This is a genomic window from Dyadobacter sp. CY323 (genome assembly GCF_021390245.1).
Lineage (GTDB): Bacteria > Bacteroidota > Bacteroidia > Cytophagales > Spirosomataceae > Dyadobacter.
On sequence record NZ_JAJUXH010000018.1, the window covers coordinates 48,020 to 67,963 of the forward strand.

The 19,944-nt window shown below is 45.5% G+C and carries 16 protein-coding genes; 8 read left to right on the plus strand and 8 right to left on the minus strand.

What is annotated here, in order from left to right; genetic code table 11:
• Positions 1-4 precede the first annotated feature (4 nt).
• From LZG72_RS21735 to LZG72_RS21755, 5 genes are all read right to left on the minus strand, one after another.
• Positions 5-994, minus strand: coding sequence for a FecR family protein (locus LZG72_RS21735; RefSeq protein ID WP_233877074.1), 990 nt, complete (start codon positions 992-994; stop codon positions 5-7).
• A 6-nt stretch (positions 995-1,000) separates the two neighbouring features.
• Positions 1,001-1,570 carry an RNA polymerase sigma-70 factor gene (locus tag LZG72_RS21740; protein ID WP_233877076.1) on the minus strand — a complete coding sequence of 190 codons (570 nt, stop codon included), beginning with the start codon at positions 1,568-1,570 and terminating at the stop codon, positions 1,001-1,003.
• 105 nt (positions 1,571-1,675) lie between these two features.
• Positions 1,676-2,002, minus strand: a complete 327-nt coding sequence (locus tag LZG72_RS21745; RefSeq protein ID WP_233877078.1) for a hypothetical protein — start codon at positions 2,000-2,002, stop codon at positions 1,676-1,678.
• A 276-nt stretch (positions 2,003-2,278) separates the two neighbouring features.
• Positions 2,279-3,550, minus strand: a complete 1,272-nt coding sequence (locus tag LZG72_RS21750; RefSeq protein ID WP_233877080.1) for a T9SS type A sorting domain-containing protein — start codon at positions 3,548-3,550, stop codon at positions 2,279-2,281.
• Between the two features lie 11 nt (positions 3,551-3,561).
• Positions 3,562-4,635 (minus strand): hypothetical protein, encoded by a 1,074-nt coding sequence (locus tag LZG72_RS21755; protein WP_233877081.1) that lies wholly within the window; start codon positions 4,633-4,635, stop codon positions 3,562-3,564.
• 112 nt (positions 4,636-4,747) lie between these two features.
• Between LZG72_RS21755 and LZG72_RS21760 the strand changes: the two genes are divergently transcribed.
• Positions 4,748-5,710, plus strand: a complete 963-nt coding sequence (locus LZG72_RS21760; protein WP_233877083.1) for a hydrogen peroxide-inducible genes activator — start codon at positions 4,748-4,750, stop codon at positions 5,708-5,710.
• A 1-nt stretch (position 5,711) separates the two neighbouring features.
• Positions 5,712-6,350, plus strand: a complete 639-nt coding sequence (locus tag LZG72_RS21765) for a class I SAM-dependent methyltransferase (protein ID WP_233877085.1) — start codon at positions 5,712-5,714, stop codon at positions 6,348-6,350.
• An 88-nt stretch (positions 6,351-6,438) separates the two neighbouring features.
• Here LZG72_RS21765 and LZG72_RS21770 read toward each other — a convergent pair whose 3' ends face one another.
• Both LZG72_RS21770 and LZG72_RS21775 read right to left on the minus strand, forming a co-directional pair.
• Positions 6,439-7,443 (minus strand): T9SS type A sorting domain-containing protein, encoded by a 1,005-nt coding sequence (locus LZG72_RS21770; RefSeq protein WP_233877087.1) that lies wholly within the window; start codon positions 7,441-7,443, stop codon positions 6,439-6,441.
• Between the two features lie 53 nt (positions 7,444-7,496).
• Positions 7,497-8,507 (minus strand): complement C1q domain-containing protein, encoded by a 1,011-nt coding sequence (locus tag LZG72_RS21775; RefSeq protein ID WP_233877089.1) that lies wholly within the window; start codon positions 8,505-8,507, stop codon positions 7,497-7,499.
• Positions 8,508-8,804: 297 nt separating this feature from the next.
• Between LZG72_RS21775 and LZG72_RS21780 the strand changes: the two genes are divergently transcribed.
• Both LZG72_RS21780 and LZG72_RS21785 read left to right on the plus strand, forming a co-directional pair.
• Positions 8,805-13,292 carry a M4 family metallopeptidase gene (locus tag LZG72_RS21780; RefSeq protein ID WP_233877091.1) on the plus strand — a complete coding sequence of 1,496 codons (4,488 nt, stop codon included), beginning with the start codon at positions 8,805-8,807 and terminating at the stop codon, positions 13,290-13,292.
• A gap of 4 nt (positions 13,293-13,296) precedes the next feature.
• Positions 13,297-13,749 (plus strand): T9SS type A sorting domain-containing protein, encoded by a 453-nt coding sequence (locus LZG72_RS21785; protein WP_233877093.1) that lies wholly within the window; start codon positions 13,297-13,299, stop codon positions 13,747-13,749.
• 71 nt (positions 13,750-13,820) lie between these two features.
• Here LZG72_RS21785 and LZG72_RS21790 read toward each other — a convergent pair whose 3' ends face one another.
• Positions 13,821-15,533, minus strand: coding sequence for a DNA polymerase/3'-5' exonuclease PolX (locus tag LZG72_RS21790; RefSeq protein ID WP_233877095.1), 1,713 nt, complete (start codon positions 15,531-15,533; stop codon positions 13,821-13,823).
• Between the two features lie 253 nt (positions 15,534-15,786).
• Here LZG72_RS21790 and LZG72_RS21795 point away from each other — a divergent pair, with 253 nt between their 5' ends.
• From LZG72_RS21795 to LZG72_RS21810, 4 genes are all read left to right on the plus strand, one after another.
• A complete protein-coding gene (locus LZG72_RS21795) occupies positions 15,787-17,055 on the plus strand; it encodes an AGE family epimerase/isomerase (RefSeq protein WP_233877097.1) in 1,269 nt (422 codons plus the stop codon).
• 169 nt (positions 17,056-17,224) lie between these two features.
• The gene (locus tag LZG72_RS21800) at positions 17,225-17,422 is read left to right on the plus strand and encodes a CsbD family protein (protein ID WP_233877099.1); all 198 of its coding nucleotides are present in this window, start codon (positions 17,225-17,227) and stop codon (positions 17,420-17,422) included.
• Positions 17,423-17,536: 114 nt separating this feature from the next.
• Positions 17,537-18,526 carry a 3-hydroxyacyl-CoA dehydrogenase family protein gene (locus LZG72_RS21805; RefSeq protein ID WP_233877102.1) on the plus strand — a complete coding sequence of 330 codons (990 nt, stop codon included), beginning with the start codon at positions 17,537-17,539 and terminating at the stop codon, positions 18,524-18,526.
• Positions 18,527-18,636: 110 nt separating this feature from the next.
• On the plus strand, positions 18,637-19,944 hold the full coding sequence (locus tag LZG72_RS21810; protein WP_233877104.1) for a cytochrome ubiquinol oxidase subunit I: 1,308 nt from the start codon (positions 18,637-18,639) through the stop codon (positions 19,942-19,944).

The window sequence follows — 19,944 nt, forward strand, 5'->3', positions numbered from 1 at the left end:
AGTGCTATTTCAAAATGATTTGCTTTCCGTTATGTTGAACCTCCACACCCAATGTCGCACTGATCACCGACAAAATGCTATCTAATGACTTTTGCTCAAAAGTCGTATTGATCGTCATCGTTCTGATGCTGTCGTTTTTGATGACGATATCCGCGTCGAAAGACTCACTCAAAATTTCCGTCAGGCGCCATAGTGGTGTGTAATCGCAGATCAGTCTGCCCGTCCGGTAGTATTTGTGAAATTCCTCTCTCGTTTCTTCTTTCGTAAACGCGGCACCTGATTTGCTCACTGTCACTTTTTCCATCGGCCGGACTTTTACCATCCGCTGACTTTTAGCCACCTCTACCAACCCGGTTTCTACGATTACCTCCGTCTTTTTTGGGTTTTCTTTTACATTAAACGACGTCCCAACCACTTTCACAGTCACGTCGTTTACAGAAATGATAAATGGTTTTTCTTTGTTGGGTGTTACCTCAAAAAATGCTTCTCCTGTGAGTGCCACTCGTCGTGTATCCCCCGTAAAATTTGCGGGATATGAAAGAGTCGATTTCTTGTTCAAAGTAACTACGGAGCCGTCGGGTAAAGTATCAATCAAAGTTCGTGTGCCCGAGCGGACTACCATTTGTTCCGGGTTTTTCTGATTGTAAAACAACATGACAGCCAGCCAACCGGCGCAGACAGTCAGCGTAAGCATTGCTGCGATGCGCAGGATGCTGAGTGGTCGTTTTGGATATAATGGAAGCACTTTGGGCTCTTCCTTAGTCGTTTGCGTCCGTGTCTTGAATCGCTCCCAGGCTGCATTCTCGTCCACTTTTGTCCGCGCTTCCAGCCGCCTGCTTTGTTTCCAGATCATTTCAAAATGCTCAAAATAGCGCTGATTATCGTCACTATCCGAAAGCCACTGATTGATCTCGATCTGCTCTGCCAGAGTTGCCTCGTCCAGCAGGGATTTTACGAGCAGATCGTCCATATGATAATTTAGTTCTTGTTTCATGACTGATTAGATGAGGAAAAATAGAAGAAAGGATGCTGGCAGAAAATCGACCAGTTTGATTCTTAGAAGCCGCAAAGCCTTGCCCATTTGATTTTCAACTGTCTTCACCGGCAACTGCAGCCGGTCCGCGATCTCCTGATATTTCAATTCCTCAAACCGGCTCATTTGAAATATCGTGCGGCATTTTTCCGGCAATTCCTTTAATGCATTTTCCAGCCTGCTTTCCAACTCGGAAAGTTCGAGCCCGTGCGAAGTGTTGTTACTGTGTTCCATGTGATTGATGGCGTACGTGTGATAAGCTTCTTTGACTTTCAGGTGTTTGAGGTAATTCAGACTTTCGTGATAGACCGAACGGTAGAGGTACCCGCTCACAGATTCCCGGATTTCAATGTGGTCTGTCTTTTCCCATAACCTGCAAAACACATTCTGCACCATTTCTTCGGCCATGATATCGTCCCGCAAAATGGTGCAGGCATATGCATGAAGTCCTTTAAAATGCGACTTAAAAACCCTTTCGAATTCGGATTCCCTGTCCCGGCTTAAAACTGTTTGGTGATCCGCGATGGCTGCGTTCATTGCACTGATCTGATTGTGAATAAAATAAGCGCCCGACTTGGGCTGTTCATTGAAATGACAACCAGTCGGGCGCTTACCCTAATTATTCTCAGAAAATTCTTACGCTTAGTTCGGTTTCTTCGCCGCCTTATCCGCTTCTGTTTTATTGGTTTTGTACCGTTTGTCCGGCGTTCCGTCTTTTTTCAGGTTTTTGTTTTCAGCATAACGCTTATCCGGCGTTCCATCGGCTTTCAGTTTTTTATTCTCCGCATACCGTTTATCCGGTGTTCCGTCGGCTTTGGTTTTCACGGTGATCGACGTTTTGTCTTTCCCGGTTTGCTTGGTGGCTACCGTTGTTTTGGTAGTGGCTTTTGCCGGAGTTGCCGTTTGTGAAAATGCGGACGCAGAAACAGTCAGCAATGCGAGCAGTATCAATGCTTTCAGGTTTTTCATCTTCTTTGGATTAAAGTGCGACGTTTTGATTAAAAACTAAATGTAAACGTAACTACTAAAAAATCCAGCCAAAAATGTGTGTCAAATAAAATTTAATAGTGATTTAATGTAATTATTGTCTGTCCATTCACTGACATTACAAAGCACAAAAATCCACAGGCTACGGGTTTGATCATCTTCCACTGGCTGGGCACAAAATTCACTATCGAGTTCATGGGCCTATGGGAACAAATGCAGTCGTTGGTTAATTCTCAGCAAATGAAAAAATGGAGGTAATCACCGTTTCACAAACCTCAGTATACTTTTCCGGATCCCGTCAGTCAGCATTACGTGGTAAATGCCGGGTGAAAATGTATGTAGATCAACCTGGATTGTTTCAGCTGTTTTGTAAACGTCCGTTTTCAAACATTGCCCGTTACTGTTGTAAATGGAGATCAAAACCTCTGCCTCATTGCCTTCGTAGCTTACATTTACATAGTCTGAGGCCGGGTTTGGAAACAGAACGGTTTCTTTGTCAGTATCCGAAAATAAGACATACACAATGCGTGAAGGCGATTCGGTACCGTCCAAATCCACTTGTTTCAGCCGGTAATAATTCATTCCCGGCAAAGGATTTGAGTCGGTAAACTGATAATACATGGTTTCGCTGGTCGTTCCATTTCCTTCAACCTCACCGATCTTCTCGAATTGCAGGCCATTTTTGCTTCGTTCCACATCGAAATGACTATTATTGATTTCTGTGTAAGTAAACCATTTTAGTAAAGCAGTTTGATCCGGTAAGCTTCTGGCAGTCAGCTCCATGCCTGTTACTGGCAACGATCCGTCCACGGTAAATTCAGCGCGCTCGTACAAGCTCCATTTTCCGGCCGCATTTTTGGTACGGATGAATAAATAATGCTTCCCGTCGGTCGTGCCCACCGGAACCTGAATGGAAAACGTTTGTGTGATCTGAGGCCCGCCCGAAGTCAGGGCCAGCGGCGATGCATTGCCTAATCCGGGATCTGAGTCGATGAAATATTCGGCCGAAGCAATATTCGTAACGTCCATCCCGGGTGCAGAAATGTAAAACATTCGCTTTTCATAAAATCCCCATCGTCCCCCACTTTTAACCCGGATATACAGGTTGTGAAAGCCCGCTGGAAGCTCATTCAAGGAAATTACACCCGAAAACTGCACATTCCCACCCGAAGCAGTTGTTAAAGAAACCCCTTTTCCCACGCCTGGATCGGCATCAATGAAATACTCTGCTGCTGTCACATTCTCCGCGTCCGCGGGAGCTGCTGCGACGTAAAACATCCGCTTTTCGTAAAGCCCCCAGATCCCGGTCTCATATCTTACGCGGAAATACAGGTTGTGAAAACCGTTTGCTAATGAATTGGTTGGCATCGTGAAATTCAGATTAACCAATTCGCCGGCACTGCCAACCGGTACATTCGTAGCCTTTCCAACACCCGGATCCGCATCTACGAAATATTCTGCACGGTCGATATTCTGCGCCTGAGCTCCCAGATACAGGAGCCCAAGCAGCATGTATAAAATTGTCTTCATATCTGAATGTGTCAGTTATTTTTCCTTGCTGAAACCTGCACATTCAAACTTTGTCCTGGTGAAACGGTCGGATTGCTGATCGTCATATTGACCACGATCGGCAACCGTGCGCTGCGGCCGACAGCCCAGTTCAAGCTTCCCACAGCATCAAACAACAAACCGATATCTTTGCCGTCGCTGCCTTTGTTATCTGCCGGGCCGGAGGCGATTGAAAAATCCAGGTTAAAATCTGCTTTACCTGCGGTAATATCCGACTGCGAAGCCATTTGCGGATTTTCATTCGCGACATTACCTCCATTATTCACATTGTTTCCCGCCGCCCACGGTTCGTTCGTGCCGTTGCAGTCGAAAGTAAGGTTGTTTGAGAATGTAGAAAAAATGATATCGTTGTTACCAAATGACCTTTTTGAAAAGATGTTGTTACTCACCAGCAAATTCCGGCAGCTCGCGTTGAATGCGATAGTTTTGCTACCGCTGTAAAACACGTTATGGTTCACAATCACGTTGTTGCAATTAACAAGACTGCCAATAAAAGCTCCACCACCGAAAACGTTGTTCTGAATTGTTATGTCAAAATAGCCGTCATTGCCGCTGTTTCCTGCAATTCCCCCGTGGACAAAATTGCCTTCGATAAGCATATTAGAGTATTTGGTACCCTTATTTGCCGAACTCATATGAATATAATTGAGCGAGTTACGGATAATTCGGAAGCCACTGTTATTCACAAAACCCGGCAATAACAAACTGTTTATAATCAACCCATGGATCTCACTTCCATTATTATCCCCAGCGACCTCCATGTTGTTTACGAATGTGATGTTACCGACTTCCGCCGTGAGCGGATTGTCTTTTGAGGGATAAAAACCCGGCCCGATCAGCGTGAGCGCCTTTTCGGCAATGGATACATTTCCATACGAATCCTGAGAGCCGTGAATATATAGCGTGTCTCCGTTCTGGGATTGATCAATGGCCGTTTGGAGATTATTAAATTGTGCGCCGCCATCGGCCCGGTTGTTTACGGTTCGGACAGTCGCGTTGGAATGGGTAGCGAACGCCACCAGGAATAAGAATACAACTTTTTTCATGACTAATTTTTGATTGAATTAAGATGCGAACTTAGACCAGGCAGAAAAGAACAAAAAGCGGAGAACGGGATCAGTCGACAAACAACCCACCTCGTCGACAAAAGGTGTTTATTTGCATAATGAAATCTATGAAGCGTTCCTCATGAATATGCAACAACTGGAGTATATCGTCGCCGTCGATAACTACCGCCATTTTGTCCACGCGGCGGAACATTGCCATGTAACCCAGCCTACGCTTTCGATGATGATCAGAAAGTTGGAAGAAGAACTGGCCGTTAAAATTTTTGACCGTACAAAACAGCCGATCGTCCCGACGAGCATTGGCCGGGATATCATTGATCAGGCAAAAGTCATTCTTTCCGAGGCTTCGCGAATGAATGAAATTGCCAAGCATTTTAATGGCGATCTGTCCGGCGAATTGCGGGTTGGTATCATTCCCACGATTGCTCCATACCTGCTGCCGCACGTTGTAAATCCATTTATTACCAATTATCCGGACATCAGGCTGCATGTTTCGGAGATGATTACCGAGCGGATTATTACAGAACTCAAACTTGGCAATCTGGATGTGGGCATTATTGCCTCACTCTCGGAGGAAAGCAGCCTGCGGGAGATCCCATTGTACAAGGAACGATTTTATGCATTTGTGTCCGAGAATACCGGACTTTATGCCAAACAGTATATTTTACCCACGGATATTGAACCGAATGAACTTTGGTTGCTTGAAGAAGGGCACTGTTTTCGGACGCAGATCCAGCGGTTGTGCGAGCTCAGCCGGAACAGCCAGTTTGGCAGCAGTTTTAGCTACCGTTCAGGAAGCATTGAAACGTTGATACGGATGGTAGAAAAAAACGGGGGGATTACCATTCTTCCTGAAATGGCGGTTATGGAGCTTTCGGAGGAACAAAAAAAGCATATCCGGCATTTTAGGTTTCCGGAGCCGGCGCGGGAAGTGTGCCTGATCGTGAACCGAGAACAGATGAAAACCAGGCTGATCGATGCGTTGAAAGCGGGAATTACTGCATATTTGCCACAAGAAATTTTTGAAACAAATACTGAAATACGCGTTTTGTAAGATGAGTACGATAACAACAAGACAGGCTTACGACAAATGGTCGGAGCAATATGATACGAATGTGAATAAAACCCGGGATCTGGAAGCGAAGGCATTGCGTCAGGTGCTGGCGGATAAAAACTTTTCGAATGTACTGGAAATCGGCTGTGGTACCGGGAAAAATTCGTTATACCTGATCACCAAAACCGAGCATCTCACAGCGGCGGACCTTTCGGAAGAAATGCTGGCGAAGGCGAAAGAAAAATTGCAGGGCTGGAATGCCGAGTTTTTCCAGGCGGACATTAATCAGGAATGGAGTTTTACGGATGAAACGTTTGATCTGGTCACATTCAGCCTGGTTCTGGAACACATTGAAAACCTGGATTTTATTTTCAGTGAGGCCAGCCGAAAGCTCGAACCAGGTGGTATGATCTATTTGGGAGAATTGCATCCATTCAAACAGTATTCGGGTTCGAAAGCCCGGTTCGATACGGAGGAAGGACAAACCATAGTTCCATGTTTTACGCACCATATTTCCGATTTTGTAGAAGCAGCGAGAAAACATGGGTTTCGCATTGAGGATATTTTTGAATTCTTTGATGAAAATCAAGAAGCCGGCATTCCAAGAATACTGGCGCTGACATTTGTTTTACAGCATTAAGGTCAGACATGAGCAATAAAAAATCCTGATCCCAAACTTGGGACCAGGATTACCTAACACACACATTGCAATTGAAAAACCCTGTCCTTTATTGCTTTGAAATTTTGTCCGTTACAACCTCCCCGTTCTGGTTTGTCGTTTTTATAATGTAAATCCCAGATGGCAAACCTTCGAAGTTGTATTCCCTGACCAGCGGATTCGCATTCTGGGAAGTTTTAGAAACTGGGATCAACTGTCCCGCCGCATTGTATATTTTCACATCCCGTATTTTGGACCAATCCTTCCGTTCCATCGACAGTTTGCCGATTACCGGATTAGGGTAAACGTTTGTCGTTTCGCCTTCAAATTTCAGGTTCACGATTCTGCTGAATGCATACGTCGCGTCACGGTCGACCATTTTCAGCCGGTACAAATTGTCTCCGGATAATGGATTTACATCTGTATAGTTGTAATTTTTGAGCGATTTGCTTTCTCCGTTCGAGACCACATTTCCAATGGGGCTCCATTCTCTTCCGTCGCGGCTGCGTAGAATCTCGAAGTAATCACTGTTCACTTCCGACGCGGTGCTCCAAGTGAGGTAGGCCTGGTTCTCCATTTTTTTCGCCGCAAAACTGACCAGATTGACTGGCAACGTGCTGGTTCCGTTTACAGCTGTGATTTTCAGCATGTCCTTCATTGTAGCCAGGTTGAAGTTTTTGGTAACAAAATGGGTAGCAGGATCCTGCACACTCTGACCAGTAGTTACGTATCGTTCTGTTTCATTAAAATAAGCCAGTTCCAGCATGGCTTCCGTATTGCCATTCAATTCAGAAGGCAAATATTTAATCCCAACATTCCCAAGAATGTTAATGGGTTTGTTTAAAGTATAAACCCGGTTAATGCTATTCGTAGGCGAACCAGCAATGGCTTCATTTGACAAAGTGATTTCCGTACCTACCAGCTCGGCATTTGCTGTCGGCCTGATCACAAGGCCGTTTATCGATACCTCGGTTCCGGAAATGAAGAAGCTGTTGCCCGAGGTGAATTGGGCGTTTGAAGTGTAGGAATATAGGCTGGCCAAAGACAGGCCCATAAAGATGTATTTTCCAAGCATAGATGTAGTATGAAGTTAATTTTAAAATATATAAGATTTAGCTATCCATGATATTACTGCTTCATAATTAGGCGCCCATTGAAATGAGATAAATGTTCTTCTTTGTAGAGGCTTAGGTAATCAACAGAGTATTGCGTTACTGTTGCAAAAACTTGGTCATTCTGTTGGAGTAAAACATCAATTGAAATATCATGCTTCCCATCCAAACTGGCGCCTGTTAGATAATAGCTTTGGGCTATTGTCGTGGTCGATCCATTGCGAATCGTTTTTAATGCTAATCTAGAATCGACGTTTATGTCGTTAGGAACTGTAAATCCTACGGTTACATCAAAATGATAGATTCCAGTAACTGGTGCCGTGAATGTGCTGTGCGGCGAACTGTTTGCGTCCGTGTAATTACCACCTAAGTCATAATCTTCGATATTGAATGGTATTTTGCTATCAACCCCAAGTGCAACCTTTTCACTTCCGGAACCTTTTACTCCACTCGCCTTAAATGCCACTGCCCCCTCCCAAGTCGCATTCCCATTCGCATCACTCGTCAACACTTTCCCCACACCCGGAGACTGCCCATTACCTGCAATTTTAACACCTCCCGAGACATCGAGCGCCAAGCCGGTTGAACTAAATGTACTAACTCCTGTTCCTGGACCTCCCGAATAAGCCTTGATAGCTGTGGAAGCCGACGAGTTACTGTAGTTCTCAATCTGAAAATGCGTTGCGTTAATTGATAATGCGCTGGTAAAAGGTATGCTAAACTGATTACTTATATTCTTCCAAGTTCCAACTGCTGCACCATTCCATTGATAAACGCCAATCCCTCCGGTGAGGCTCGAATTTGAGTTCCAGATAAGCAAACCCACGGCTGGACTAGGAATTGTTGTCTTATCAGATAAAGATTGCAAATCGACATTTGGTAACATTACACCTTTATTCAAACCATTTGGACTTCGGATATCAAGCGCGGCACTTGCATGCGGCGTCGTCGTATTAATCCCAACTCCCTGCGCAAACAAACCTTGTTGAATGAAGAAGGTGGCGAAAAGTAGTAGTTGTTTCTTCATGATCGTCATTGTTCGTGTGTTTTTGATTTGATGGAAACAAACATAGACTTTCCAAATTAACCTGACGATTAGCTTGATTAATCGGCGTCCGAAGAATGAGCCCCCGGTAATTTGGAGCCTTCACGTTTGCTTTTTTACACAACAAATCTGCTTTTACTCTGCTGAACCTTTCGGTCATTCGATCAACCGTTTATTCATTCAGATCCTCATCTCATTTACGCTTCTCGTAAGATTGTACCGGCCGAAGTTGGCCATCTAAACAATCGTCTTATTTCACACTTTTACCTCCATTCATTTATGATTGCATCTAGTCGAGCCCTCGTCCGGAGGGTTGTTGTTTTGCTTTTGTTTTTTGTCGGAAATTGGTTAGTACCGCAATGGTTTTCAACCGATTGCATTGCGCAGCCTTTTTATGAGTCAAAGACTTATAATCCTGCGGTCCCGGCCACCAGTGGAAGTATTCTGGGCGTATTGTATAACTCGCAGCCATATCTGATCCAGAATACGCCCACTACTTACCATGGAATTCAGAACGTGTATGCAACTGCGTATTTGCCATTTATTGAGACGGAATTCAATGCTGCGAAACCTATTCAGCTTTTTGGATCTTACTATACCACGGCTATTGCCTTGTGTTCTCCGAAAGATCCGGCAAAAGGACTTTATGCACCGGTGCACATCATCAGCGAGGAGCCAAAAAGTAATAATATTTACGCGCTTGCGGCAGTCATTCCATATAGCCCGAATAACCTCAATTTTAAAGGGCCATTCAATAAACTTAAATATTTAAATGTAAACGCTCCGGGATTTGCTAATCCCGTTTCATCGGAATATGGGATAACAGCATTAAAGACTGCCCAAGAGTTCACAAAGTTTTCCCATGAAATGCTGACTGATCAAGATGGAATTGGATGGAATGGGTTTGATCAGGCCGGAAATGTGCCGATAACTTGCGTAATAAAGCCTACTGTTGGGAAGACCTATTACGATCACGACCTCAATCTTGCCACTTTTTTCAAGTACAAGACCGGCACAATCGAAATTACCAGATCCATAATGGGTCACGAATTTTTTCATGGCATGGTTGAAAACTCACTCGGGTATGATCTATCGCAAGCCAGTGCTACGCGGCTACAAATGGAGGAAGGAATCGCTAATATTATCGCCCTTGGTTTCAGTAACTGGCTAAGTCCCACAAAATTTGAGAATCCGAACTGGAATCTATTTTGGGAGAATCCAGGCGATCCACAGGTTTGGGTTAATAATCCAAAAATCCGTTTTCGGCCAAATACATACAAGGGACAATATTATAAAGAGAATTGGCTTGCCGAGGACTATAATGTTCATGACAACGGCCATATCGTAACCTGTGCGTTCGTGCCATTAGTAGAAGGTAAGTCTGGCCATGTAGATGACAATCCTGCCAATGCTCCCTACACTGTTCTGCAACTTGTTCCGGGGAATAAATCTGAATCCTATAAGCTCGCGTTACGGATTTTTTTTAATGCTTTTATCCGAAAACTGTCTCTGAACGCTGAATATCCCGATTTAAGGATGGCGACCCTTGCTGCCGCAACCGATCTTGGGTATGTAAAGGGCACACATGCTTACAAGCAACTGGAAGCTGCATGGAGTGCTGTGGGTGTCGAGGGCACTTTCTATAACAAAAACTGTGTAAAGGTCACAGCGGAAAGTCTGCTTAATGGCCCCGTCAATTTCAATGCGCAAGAGGGAACGTTGTTTCCGCATCCGTTAAGTCAAAAGATGAATGTGCTTTATGATTGCTCCAACTATAATCCGGTAGGAACGTATTTCAAAAACACGGCAACGGGATATGGCACGTCTTATGGAAATGCGCAGATCTACTCAGAAGATGCCGATTTATCCAAATCAAAAATCATGGTAAGTGTACACCATTTCACCCAGGTCGCCAGGGATTGGTTTATGAGCAAGCTCGGCCTCGACGGCATGAACGGAAAGGGGCAGTTCATAACCAGTAATTTGTTTACAGAACAGGAAAGTTTTCCGTTCGTATTTACATTGGGCAGCACAAACCCTTCGGCTCATATCCCTTATACTTATGACAGTTTGTCCGCCTGTCGGGACCAAGTCAGCCGTAATTATTTTCACGGAGTTGATACGTTTAACAAATATGACCAGATACAGGTGACGCCGAGCAGTGATTGGAAAGCTATTTCGACTTCTCTCTCTCACATTTTCGCCTTGGAAATTAAGAAAGATTATGAAATACAGCAGCAAGATCCCTCAGCTAACCAAATCAGGACATTATATGAAGAAATGCCCAATGATGCGTATCTCATAGACTTCGAAAATCCCCAACTACGAGGCCAGCCAGTGGTATACCACGGCGTTAATTGGGATGATGCTAATCCGCTCAGTAATGCAGGGGTTGTGAATAAAGTGTATGACCTGCTGATCCACGGAAGCGACGGCCCGGATGGAACTGAGAATCCGGGGGGCTATTTCAACGGAGAGGCAGATAGCGAGCCTTATGTCATATTTCAGGTTGACAAGGATATCGTTCTGAAAACTTTTTGGGCTGCGTATAAGGAAGCATCGGTTGCCGAAAGTCTGGATGACTTCCGACTGGCTACCATGAAAGCGCTTAAAACCTTGTATCCGGCATTTGACGAAAAGTCCAAGCAACATATAGCGTTTCGTGATGCGTGGGCGGCAGCCTTCAATATGCCCGATTATGCTTCAACTTTGGAACATTTTCCCAAAAATAACCAGCTGGTCTATCCATGGAAGCTTAAAGTAGGATACCAGAAAGAATACGCAATGGAGAGTGAGCATCTTTTTGAAATAAGTGAGAGCTCGAAATTCAACTCAGACGTGGCCCCGGTTTATCAGTTTACTAATAACGCAACGTCTTCCGAAGACGCAGGAATGATGTTGGGCACTGTCAACCTGGAAGGTGGAAAGCATTATTTCATCCGGTCGCGTTTGAGTAAAGCTGGCGATTTGCATGAAGGCTGCGCGACATCTCCCGACCCGCTTTTTTGTGAGCTGTTGAGCCATACTCTAAAATGGACAATTACCGAAGAATTTGAGACTGAAAAAGTGGACGCCGCCGTGGCAGTTTACCCGTTGCCTGACGACGAGGTACCGGCCTGGTCAAACGAATTTAAATGGGGTGGCGTAAGGAATGCAGCTGGCTACGACTTTGCCATCACTGATATTGAAAATGGAGTGACACATCCACTTGAGTATGATTCGGAATACGATGAGGAAGCATCCGAGCATTTGGAAGAGACGATACTGGCACTTTCCAAAGAAAAAAAATACCAGTGGAGCATTGCTGGGCGACAGAAATTGGGCTCTCCGAATGGAGCACGTGTACTGCTTAACAGTATCGTACTGCCGTTGACAACGGCTGAAAAAGAAGCCTTTCCGAATACGTACAGTCCCTGGATTGAGCCGATCGACTTTGTGACGACTCTACCGAAGATCATTCCCGGAAACTCGCCCACAAATCAGGAACATAAACCTCTGCTCGGCCCGGCCTTCACATTGACAGCCAGCAAAGAAGATAATGCAGACGGATACTACTTTGAATACCAGGAGCCATACCATAAATCGTCAAAGAAAGATTTGCCTGAATTCCCATTCCTTCTCAGCAATGTACCGGGTATAGCGCATCTTGAAGAAATCAAATGGCGGTTTAAGCCCATGAAGGAACCCGTCGACCCATTTATTACCGAGATCGAAACAGGTGAAAGTGAATGGCGGAGCTTTGTTGCGGACATGGATTTGTCGCCTAAGCCGGAGTTAGATGCTTCCGGGCTAGTATGTTTTGATGCGGACAAAGAAGTGAAGTTCAGTTGGCAAAAAGTGGATCAGGCTACCCATTACCGCTTCAAGATCAAAACGCCAGGTGGAGGCGAAATCGCTAATAGTGTCACTACAGATTTGTTTACGGGACCGGTCTTGAATGCAAGCAGCGCCGACCCGGGCAAGTACATTTTCGAAGTCAGTGCCGGGTATAAGAATACAGATGAAGAAATGTTTTGGGGGCCTGCCTCCTCGCTGACCTATGGCATCCGGCCTCCCGCGCCGGTGGGGCTGCAACCAAATGGCAACAATGCTTTGCCTTTGCAGAATGGAAGCTCTGTTACATTTTCCTGGCAGCCTGGTCCTGGGGTTGCACTCAACACGCAACATCAGGTCAGGGTATCCGAAGAGGGAAATATGATTAGCTCGTTTAGTAATTTGACAATGTCGGGCACTGGGATCATTTACAATCAGGCAAAATTCGACACCCAATACGACTGGAAAGTCAACAACCTAAGCACCATCTCAGGCTGCCCGTCGCAGTGGACCCAGGCGAGTTTTAAAACCCAAGAAGAGCCAGCCCCGGAAGAACCAGATGAAGAAGAGGCAATAAAATCAGACCTTGCTTTTACCTTGGAAGAGCCCACGAACGACGACTTTGATATGATCATTAAGACTCCGTCGGGAAATGTATTCACATATGATGATGCAACGCGCTATGTTCAGGATACACAAGGTGATCTAGGGCCCGATATTGCATTTTTTAACCATCCCGAGGAAGGTACTTATGAACTTACGGTTTTGATTTATCAAAGGAACCATTTAGTATGCCCCGTTCCGTTCACGCTTAAAGCACTGGAAAATGGAGTTGTCAAAAAAATACTGGCCGATGAGCTGCCTGTTATTTGCGAGTTTCATTTCACTGGGGCAGAGATTGGACAGTTTGTCAATAATGTCGCAACGACTTTCAAATACACATATACCAAGTAGATCCATGAAAAATTCCAACAAAATAACGGATCGTGAGTCACCTGTTCACGGCTTAATGATGAAGGTGTTAGTTATCCTATTATCGTTTTCATCGACGGTCCTTTGGGGCCAGGAAGTCGGCGCTCGACAAGAACAGGCTAGTATTGTCAAATCCGGCCTGGCACATCAACTTCCATTTTCGGTCAGGGTTAAAAAGAACCACAAAAAGGTCCCGGAATTAAGAATATCTCCCAATCCGGCGAGTCAGGAAATTGACATCCGTTTTCCCGAAAGGAATGACCGAGCAGAAGGGGAAAGCTTCGACCTTGAAATTTACAGCAAGCCGGGATCACGCGTTTTGGCAAAAAAATGGAACGGCGAAAAGATCGACGTATCTGCATTACCGGCGGGCGTCTACATCATCACGCTGAAACGAAAGCAGGAAGTGTATTCGCAGAAATTGGTTGTGAACAGATAGTCTGGGCTCCAAACAGAAAACCCTGGCAGAATTGATTCTGCCAGGGTTTTCTGTAAAATATCTGTTTCGAATTATTTCCCCTGTTTCCCCTTCAAATACTCCTCCATCCTCTCCAGCGAAAACGCATTAAACGTCATGTCCGTCGTAAGTCCGCCTTTTCTGGCATTCGCAACACCGTAATGCATATCCATATATCCTTCCATCGCGTGGGCGTCGGGGTTAATGCTAAGTAACACCCCTTTTTCCATGCAATACGAAATCCAGCGCCAATCGAGGTCGAGGCGCCAGGGGGAGGCGTTGATCTCGATTACTACTTTGTGCTCGGCGCAGGCGTCGATGATCACCTTATGGTCGATCGGGTAGCCTTCGCGGGACAGTAAAAGACGCCCGGTTGGATGACCGAGAATGGTTGTATATGGGTTTTCGATTGCTTTTAACAATCTCGCCGTGGCTTTTTCCAGTGACATCGTGAGGTTACTGTGGACCGACGCGACGATGTAATCGAAAGAGGCAAGGATTTCTGTCGGGTAGTCGAGTGAGCCGTCGCCGAGGATGTCGGATTCGATGCCTTTTAATATTTTAAATGATTTTTCCGGGTTTTCGGTTGCGAACCGTGCATTCAGTTTTGCGATTTCCTCGTGTTGCTTAATTACTTCTTCGATCGTTAAGCCCTGCGCGTAAACGGCTGTTTGTGAGTGATCTGCAATCCCCAGATATTCAAAACCCAGCTTTTTGCAATGAACCGCCATTTGCTCCAGAGTATGCTGACCGTCAGAGTATGTACTGTGATTATGCAAAATCCCTTTCAGATCTTCCCAGGTAACCAGCTGGTCGGCGGTGTGAGTCTCAGCCCAGGCAAATTCGCCTGCACCTTCCCGCATTTCGGGAACGATATAGGGAAGTCCGGCTTTTTCATAGATCGCAGCCTCGCTATCCGCATTTTCGTAGTAGGCTTGCCGCCAGATCGTGCTGCCATTTGAAGTTGGATAACCCAAATGCTCCACATCGGCCGTTTCCAGAAACAACTCATTCACAGTACGTTCCGGACTTACAGCGACAATCTCAATGGAAACCGCCACATCCTGCACATTTCCCCGCCACACAAATGGCGACGATTGTTTTTCGTTTTGTACCAGATATTCAATTTCACCAATGGTATTTTGCAAAAGCGCCGGCGAATCTGTGGCTACCACAATTTTGATGTTATCGACGATCTCGGCTTTTCTGCGGATATCCCCGGCTGCATATACCTGCTCAAAACTGGCTTGCAGCTCTTTAATGATCGCATTTGCCACCGCCTCAGCTTTATCCATTCTTAATTTCCCCGCCTGATCTTTAAGAAATGCGAGCGAATCGAGGATCTTTTGCTGGATTGCGCCGCCGAAACCTTTCAGTTTGGAAACGGTTCCATTCAGACATGCCAGTTCCAGCTCGTGCAGGTTATCAATTCCCAGCTCACGCCACAAAACAGCTATTTTCTTCGGCCCGATCCCTTTGATATTGAACATTTCCATCACTCCCAGCGGCGTATTGCTGATCAGCTCTTCCAACTCCGGAAATGTGCCCGTTTTTGCAATCTGACTAATTTTGACCGCGGTACTCTTCCCTACTCCCTGCAACTTTACGAGTTCCTGCTCCGACATGTTTTGCAGCTCACCTTCTTTGTATTTGTCGAGATAAAATGCCGCGACAGAATAACCCTTGATCTTAAAGGGATCGGCACCGTGCAGTTCGAGCAGCTTGGCGGTTAATTCAAGGATCTCGACGATTTCAGGATTGCTCATATTGTTTCGGATTAAAAGAATTCTTTGCGAATTACGAAGTATGATCCAGCATTTGCAAATGTTAGTCGGGTCAATCCATTCGTCCAAGTAGTTATTTTGGCCGATCGTCTTAACTAAAAAACAAAAATTGCGGACACGAACATTTATCCCAATAAAAATCCCGATCCGATAGTCAATAACCGGAGCTTTGATGTAATAATGTAACAAGCTTCGGCACCGAAAAAACCGTCAAATCGCATAAATAAAACTTCGTATGAACGTAGATCAGCTTAAAAGTTATCGTCAGGAAATTCATCAGCATTTAACAACAGAACTTCTCCCATTTTGGGAAAATCGTTGTGTGGATAAGGAATACGGCGGTTTTATCACCCATTTCGACAATGCAGGAAATGATTCGGGTGAAGATGAAAAATCGCTCATTGCCCAAACCAGAACGGTTTTCACTTTTTCCTCCGCCCATCGTGCAGGTTACGGGGAAGGCCGATATGTCGAAATCGCAAAACATGGCGTCGATTTTTTGATCAACAAAATGTGGGATGCAGAACATGGCGGTTTTTATTGGTTAATGGACCGGAAAGGCAATGTAAAAATCGATGAAAAGATCATTTACGGTCACAGTTTTGCGATGTATAGTCTGGCTGAATATACCCTGGCGACCGGCGATCCGCGCGGATTGGAATATGCGGAGAAGGTTTTTGATTTACTTCAAAAACATGGAGCAGACACTTATTATGGAGGTTATTTTGAAATGTTTCATCGTAACTGGGAGTTGAAAGGCAATGGCCCCGCTGGTGGCGACCGTAAAACCCTGGATGCGCATATGCATTTAATGGAGGCTTTCACGACTTTGTATGAAGCCAGCCAGCAACAGGTACACAAACGCAAGCTTCTGGAAATCATTCAGTTGCTACTTAATAAGATCATGCACCCCCAATACAAAACGGGCATCCCGCAGTTCTGGGCCGACTGGACGGTGGCGCCGCAGATCAAATTTGACATTATCTGGGGCTGGGACCGGTTTTCGGAGGATGGTATGAAAAGCGCTGCCGAGGATAATACGAGTTATGGCCATAATGTGGAGTTTGCGTGGCTGCTCATGCATGCGCTGGACATCGCAGGCATTTCATATGACGCCTATCAGGAGCAATTGCTGGCTTCGTACGACCATGCCGTTGAAAATGGCATCGATTGGGAGTTCGGCGGTGTGTATGTGGAAGGTTCACATGCCGGCGAAGTATATGACCGGGAAAAGGAATTCTGGCAGCAAGCGGAGGTGATCATCGGGATGCTCGACGCCTACCGGGTTTATGGCGATGAAAAATACCTGAAAGCCTATGACGCCACGCATCGTTTTGTTTTTGATAAAATGATCCACCATGAGGTAGGTGAATGGCTTCCATTGCTCACGCGCCAGGGCGAACCGATCTGGAAACACATGAGCCACTCCTGGAAAGTAAACTATCACTCGGTCCGCGCGATGGTACAAGGCATCGTCCGGCTCGACAAACTGATCAATAGTTGATTTTCCCAGTAAAAAATTGGACACTGCCGGAAAAAAAATACACAAAAGCTATAAAAAACCATCTCACATCTCACATTTTACCCCTTCTATCACCCCTGGAACAATTCTTGAACTACAAAAATCAATTCAATGCTAACAAGCATATTTTTTAATTTAAATAGTAGAAATCATGAGTGCGTTCTCACAACAAGTAAAAGGAAACTGGAATGAACTGAAAGGTAAATTCAAGCAACAATATGCTGATCTGACTGACGATGATTTGCTATACGAAGAAGGAAAAGAAGATGAGCTTCTGGGAAAAATTCAGAAAAGGGTTGGAAAAACCCGTGAAGAAGTGGAAGCAGAAGTAGATAGCTGGTCAAGATAAGTTGTAAGCATACATATGAAAGCCCCGGAATCGCCGATTTCGGGGCTTTTTTTGTAGTAGGTTGATTTCGGCGATATCTTTCTATGCAATGTGTAACAATTTAAAAATGTGTTAATGGATCCAAGAGAAATTCCAGTCGGAATAGTCGGTTTAGGTTTAATGGGCTGCAGTATTGTAACCTGTCTGCTGATCGCAGGTCATCCGGTCGCTGCCATTGCGCCGGTTAGTGTGGATTTGCTGACTGCGGAAAAACGGATCCGGGAACATTTGTTGAATGCCTGGCAAAATGGAATCATCGAAAACGAACCCGAATTTTACCTCAAAAATCTGATCATCACCGAAGATTACGATGTGCTTTATCCCTGCAAGCTGGTGAATGAATGCACCATTGAGAATATCGACATTAAGGCTTCGGTTTATAAAAAAGTGGAAGCCGTGATCGCCGCCGATGCGATCCTTTCCAGCAATACTTCCGCCATTCCGATTAGTCAGCTTCAAAAATTAACAAATCATCCGGAACGTTTTCTGGGACTGCACTGGACTGAACCTGCGCATACCACGCGGTTCCTGGAAATCATCTGCGGCGACGACACGGACATTGAAAAAGCAGAATTTGTGTATGGACTTTCGCATTGGTGGGGCAAAGAACCGATTTTGGTCCGGAAAGACATTGCCGGATTTATCACCAACCGACTGATGTATGCGATGTACCGGGAGGCGATCAGTCTGGTGGAAAACGGGTATGCGACCATTGAGGATGTGGACCGGTCGTGCAGAAATAATGCGGGTTATTTTATGACATTCGTGGGGGTTTTCCGCTGGATGGACCTGACGGGCGTTCCGGCTTACCATACGGTGATGAAAAATCTGCTGCCTACACTGAATAATAGCACAGAAGTACCCGAATTGATCGACAAAGTGGTCCGCGAAGGTGGAAAAGGCATCCTCAATTCGCATGGGTTTTACGAATATGAGCCAGGCGAAAAGGAAGTTTGGGAAGAAACTTTCAAGGAATTTACATACGAAATCAGAGAGCTTGCGTTGAAATACCCGGCCGATGTTGTAAAGCGTCGTTTGGCTGAAAAAAATAATGTCAGCAGCTAGTCTTTTCCCTGATTTTAATGTGTCTTGTGATGATCCTTGAGTAGTTTTGAAATGCAATTTCTGCCGTTGTTACAATAGTAACAGCGATGTTCTGCAAATAGAATTTCGAAATGAATGACTTCATCGCAGCCCGCTCCCAGATGGCTCTCTCCCTGGGATTTCACATCATATTCTCTTGCATTGGAATGGTGATGCCATTTTTTATGGCAGTTGCGCATTATTACTGGCTTAAAACCGACCAGCTTGTTTATAAAAACGTCACCAAAGCATGGAGTAAAGGAGTAGCGATATTTTTTGCCACCGGCGCCGTTTCCGGTACGGTCCTGTCCTTCGAGTTGGGACTCTTATGGCCGGAATTTATGAAACACGCCGGGCCTATTTTCGGAATGCCGTTCTCTCTGGAAGGAACGGCATTTTTTATTGAAGCGATCGCGCTCGGCTTCTTTTTATATGGCTGGGACAAATTCAACAAATGGTTTCACTGGTTCACCGGGGTGATTGTGGGGGTCAGCGGGCTGGCTTCCGGGATTTTGGTCGTGGCTGCAAACGCATGGATGAACAGTCCGGCCGGATTCGATTTTATTAATGGTCAATACCTCAACATTGATCCCATTCAGGCCATGTTCAACAAAGCCTGGTTTTCACAGGCGCTGCATATGACGATCGCTGCATTTGTCTCTACGGGTTTTGCAGTCGCGGGTGTGCATGCATTTATGATCCTGAAAGGTCAGAACGTACTTTTTCATACCAAATCATTCACCATTGCCGCCATTTTCGGGTGCGTAGCTGCCATTCTCCAACCGTTGAGCGGAGACATTTCGGCAAAAGATGTCGCCATCCGGCAGCCCGCCAAACTAGCCGCAATGGAAGCACATTTTAAGACGGAGAAATCGGCGGGACTGATCCTCGGCGGCATTCCCGATGAAAAAAGCAAAAGAGTCGATTATGCCATCAAACTTCCCGGCTTCCTCAGTTTTCTCGCTCACGGTGATTTCGAAAGTGAAGTTACCGGCCTGGACCGGATCCCGGAAGAAAACCACCCGCCGGTTGGGATCGTGCATTACGCATTTCAAATTATGGTCGGTGCAGGCATGCTGATGATGGCCATTTCCTTACTTTATTTTCTTGCATTGTGGAAAAAGAGAAGCTGGCTTCAAAGTAACTGGCTACTCAAAATGTTCGCGATTGCGACGCCTCTGGGCTTCATCGCCGTAGAAGCCGGCTGGACGGTAACCGAAGTAGGCCGCCAACCCTGGATCATTTACGGAATCATGCGGACCGCCGACGCGGTAACCCCCATGCCGGGAATTGCATATTCATTTTACTTATTCACAGCCGTTTACGTTTCCCTCGCATTCATCGTAATTTTCATGCTTTACCGACAGATTAAGATGGTTGGGAGGCTTTATGATAACTAA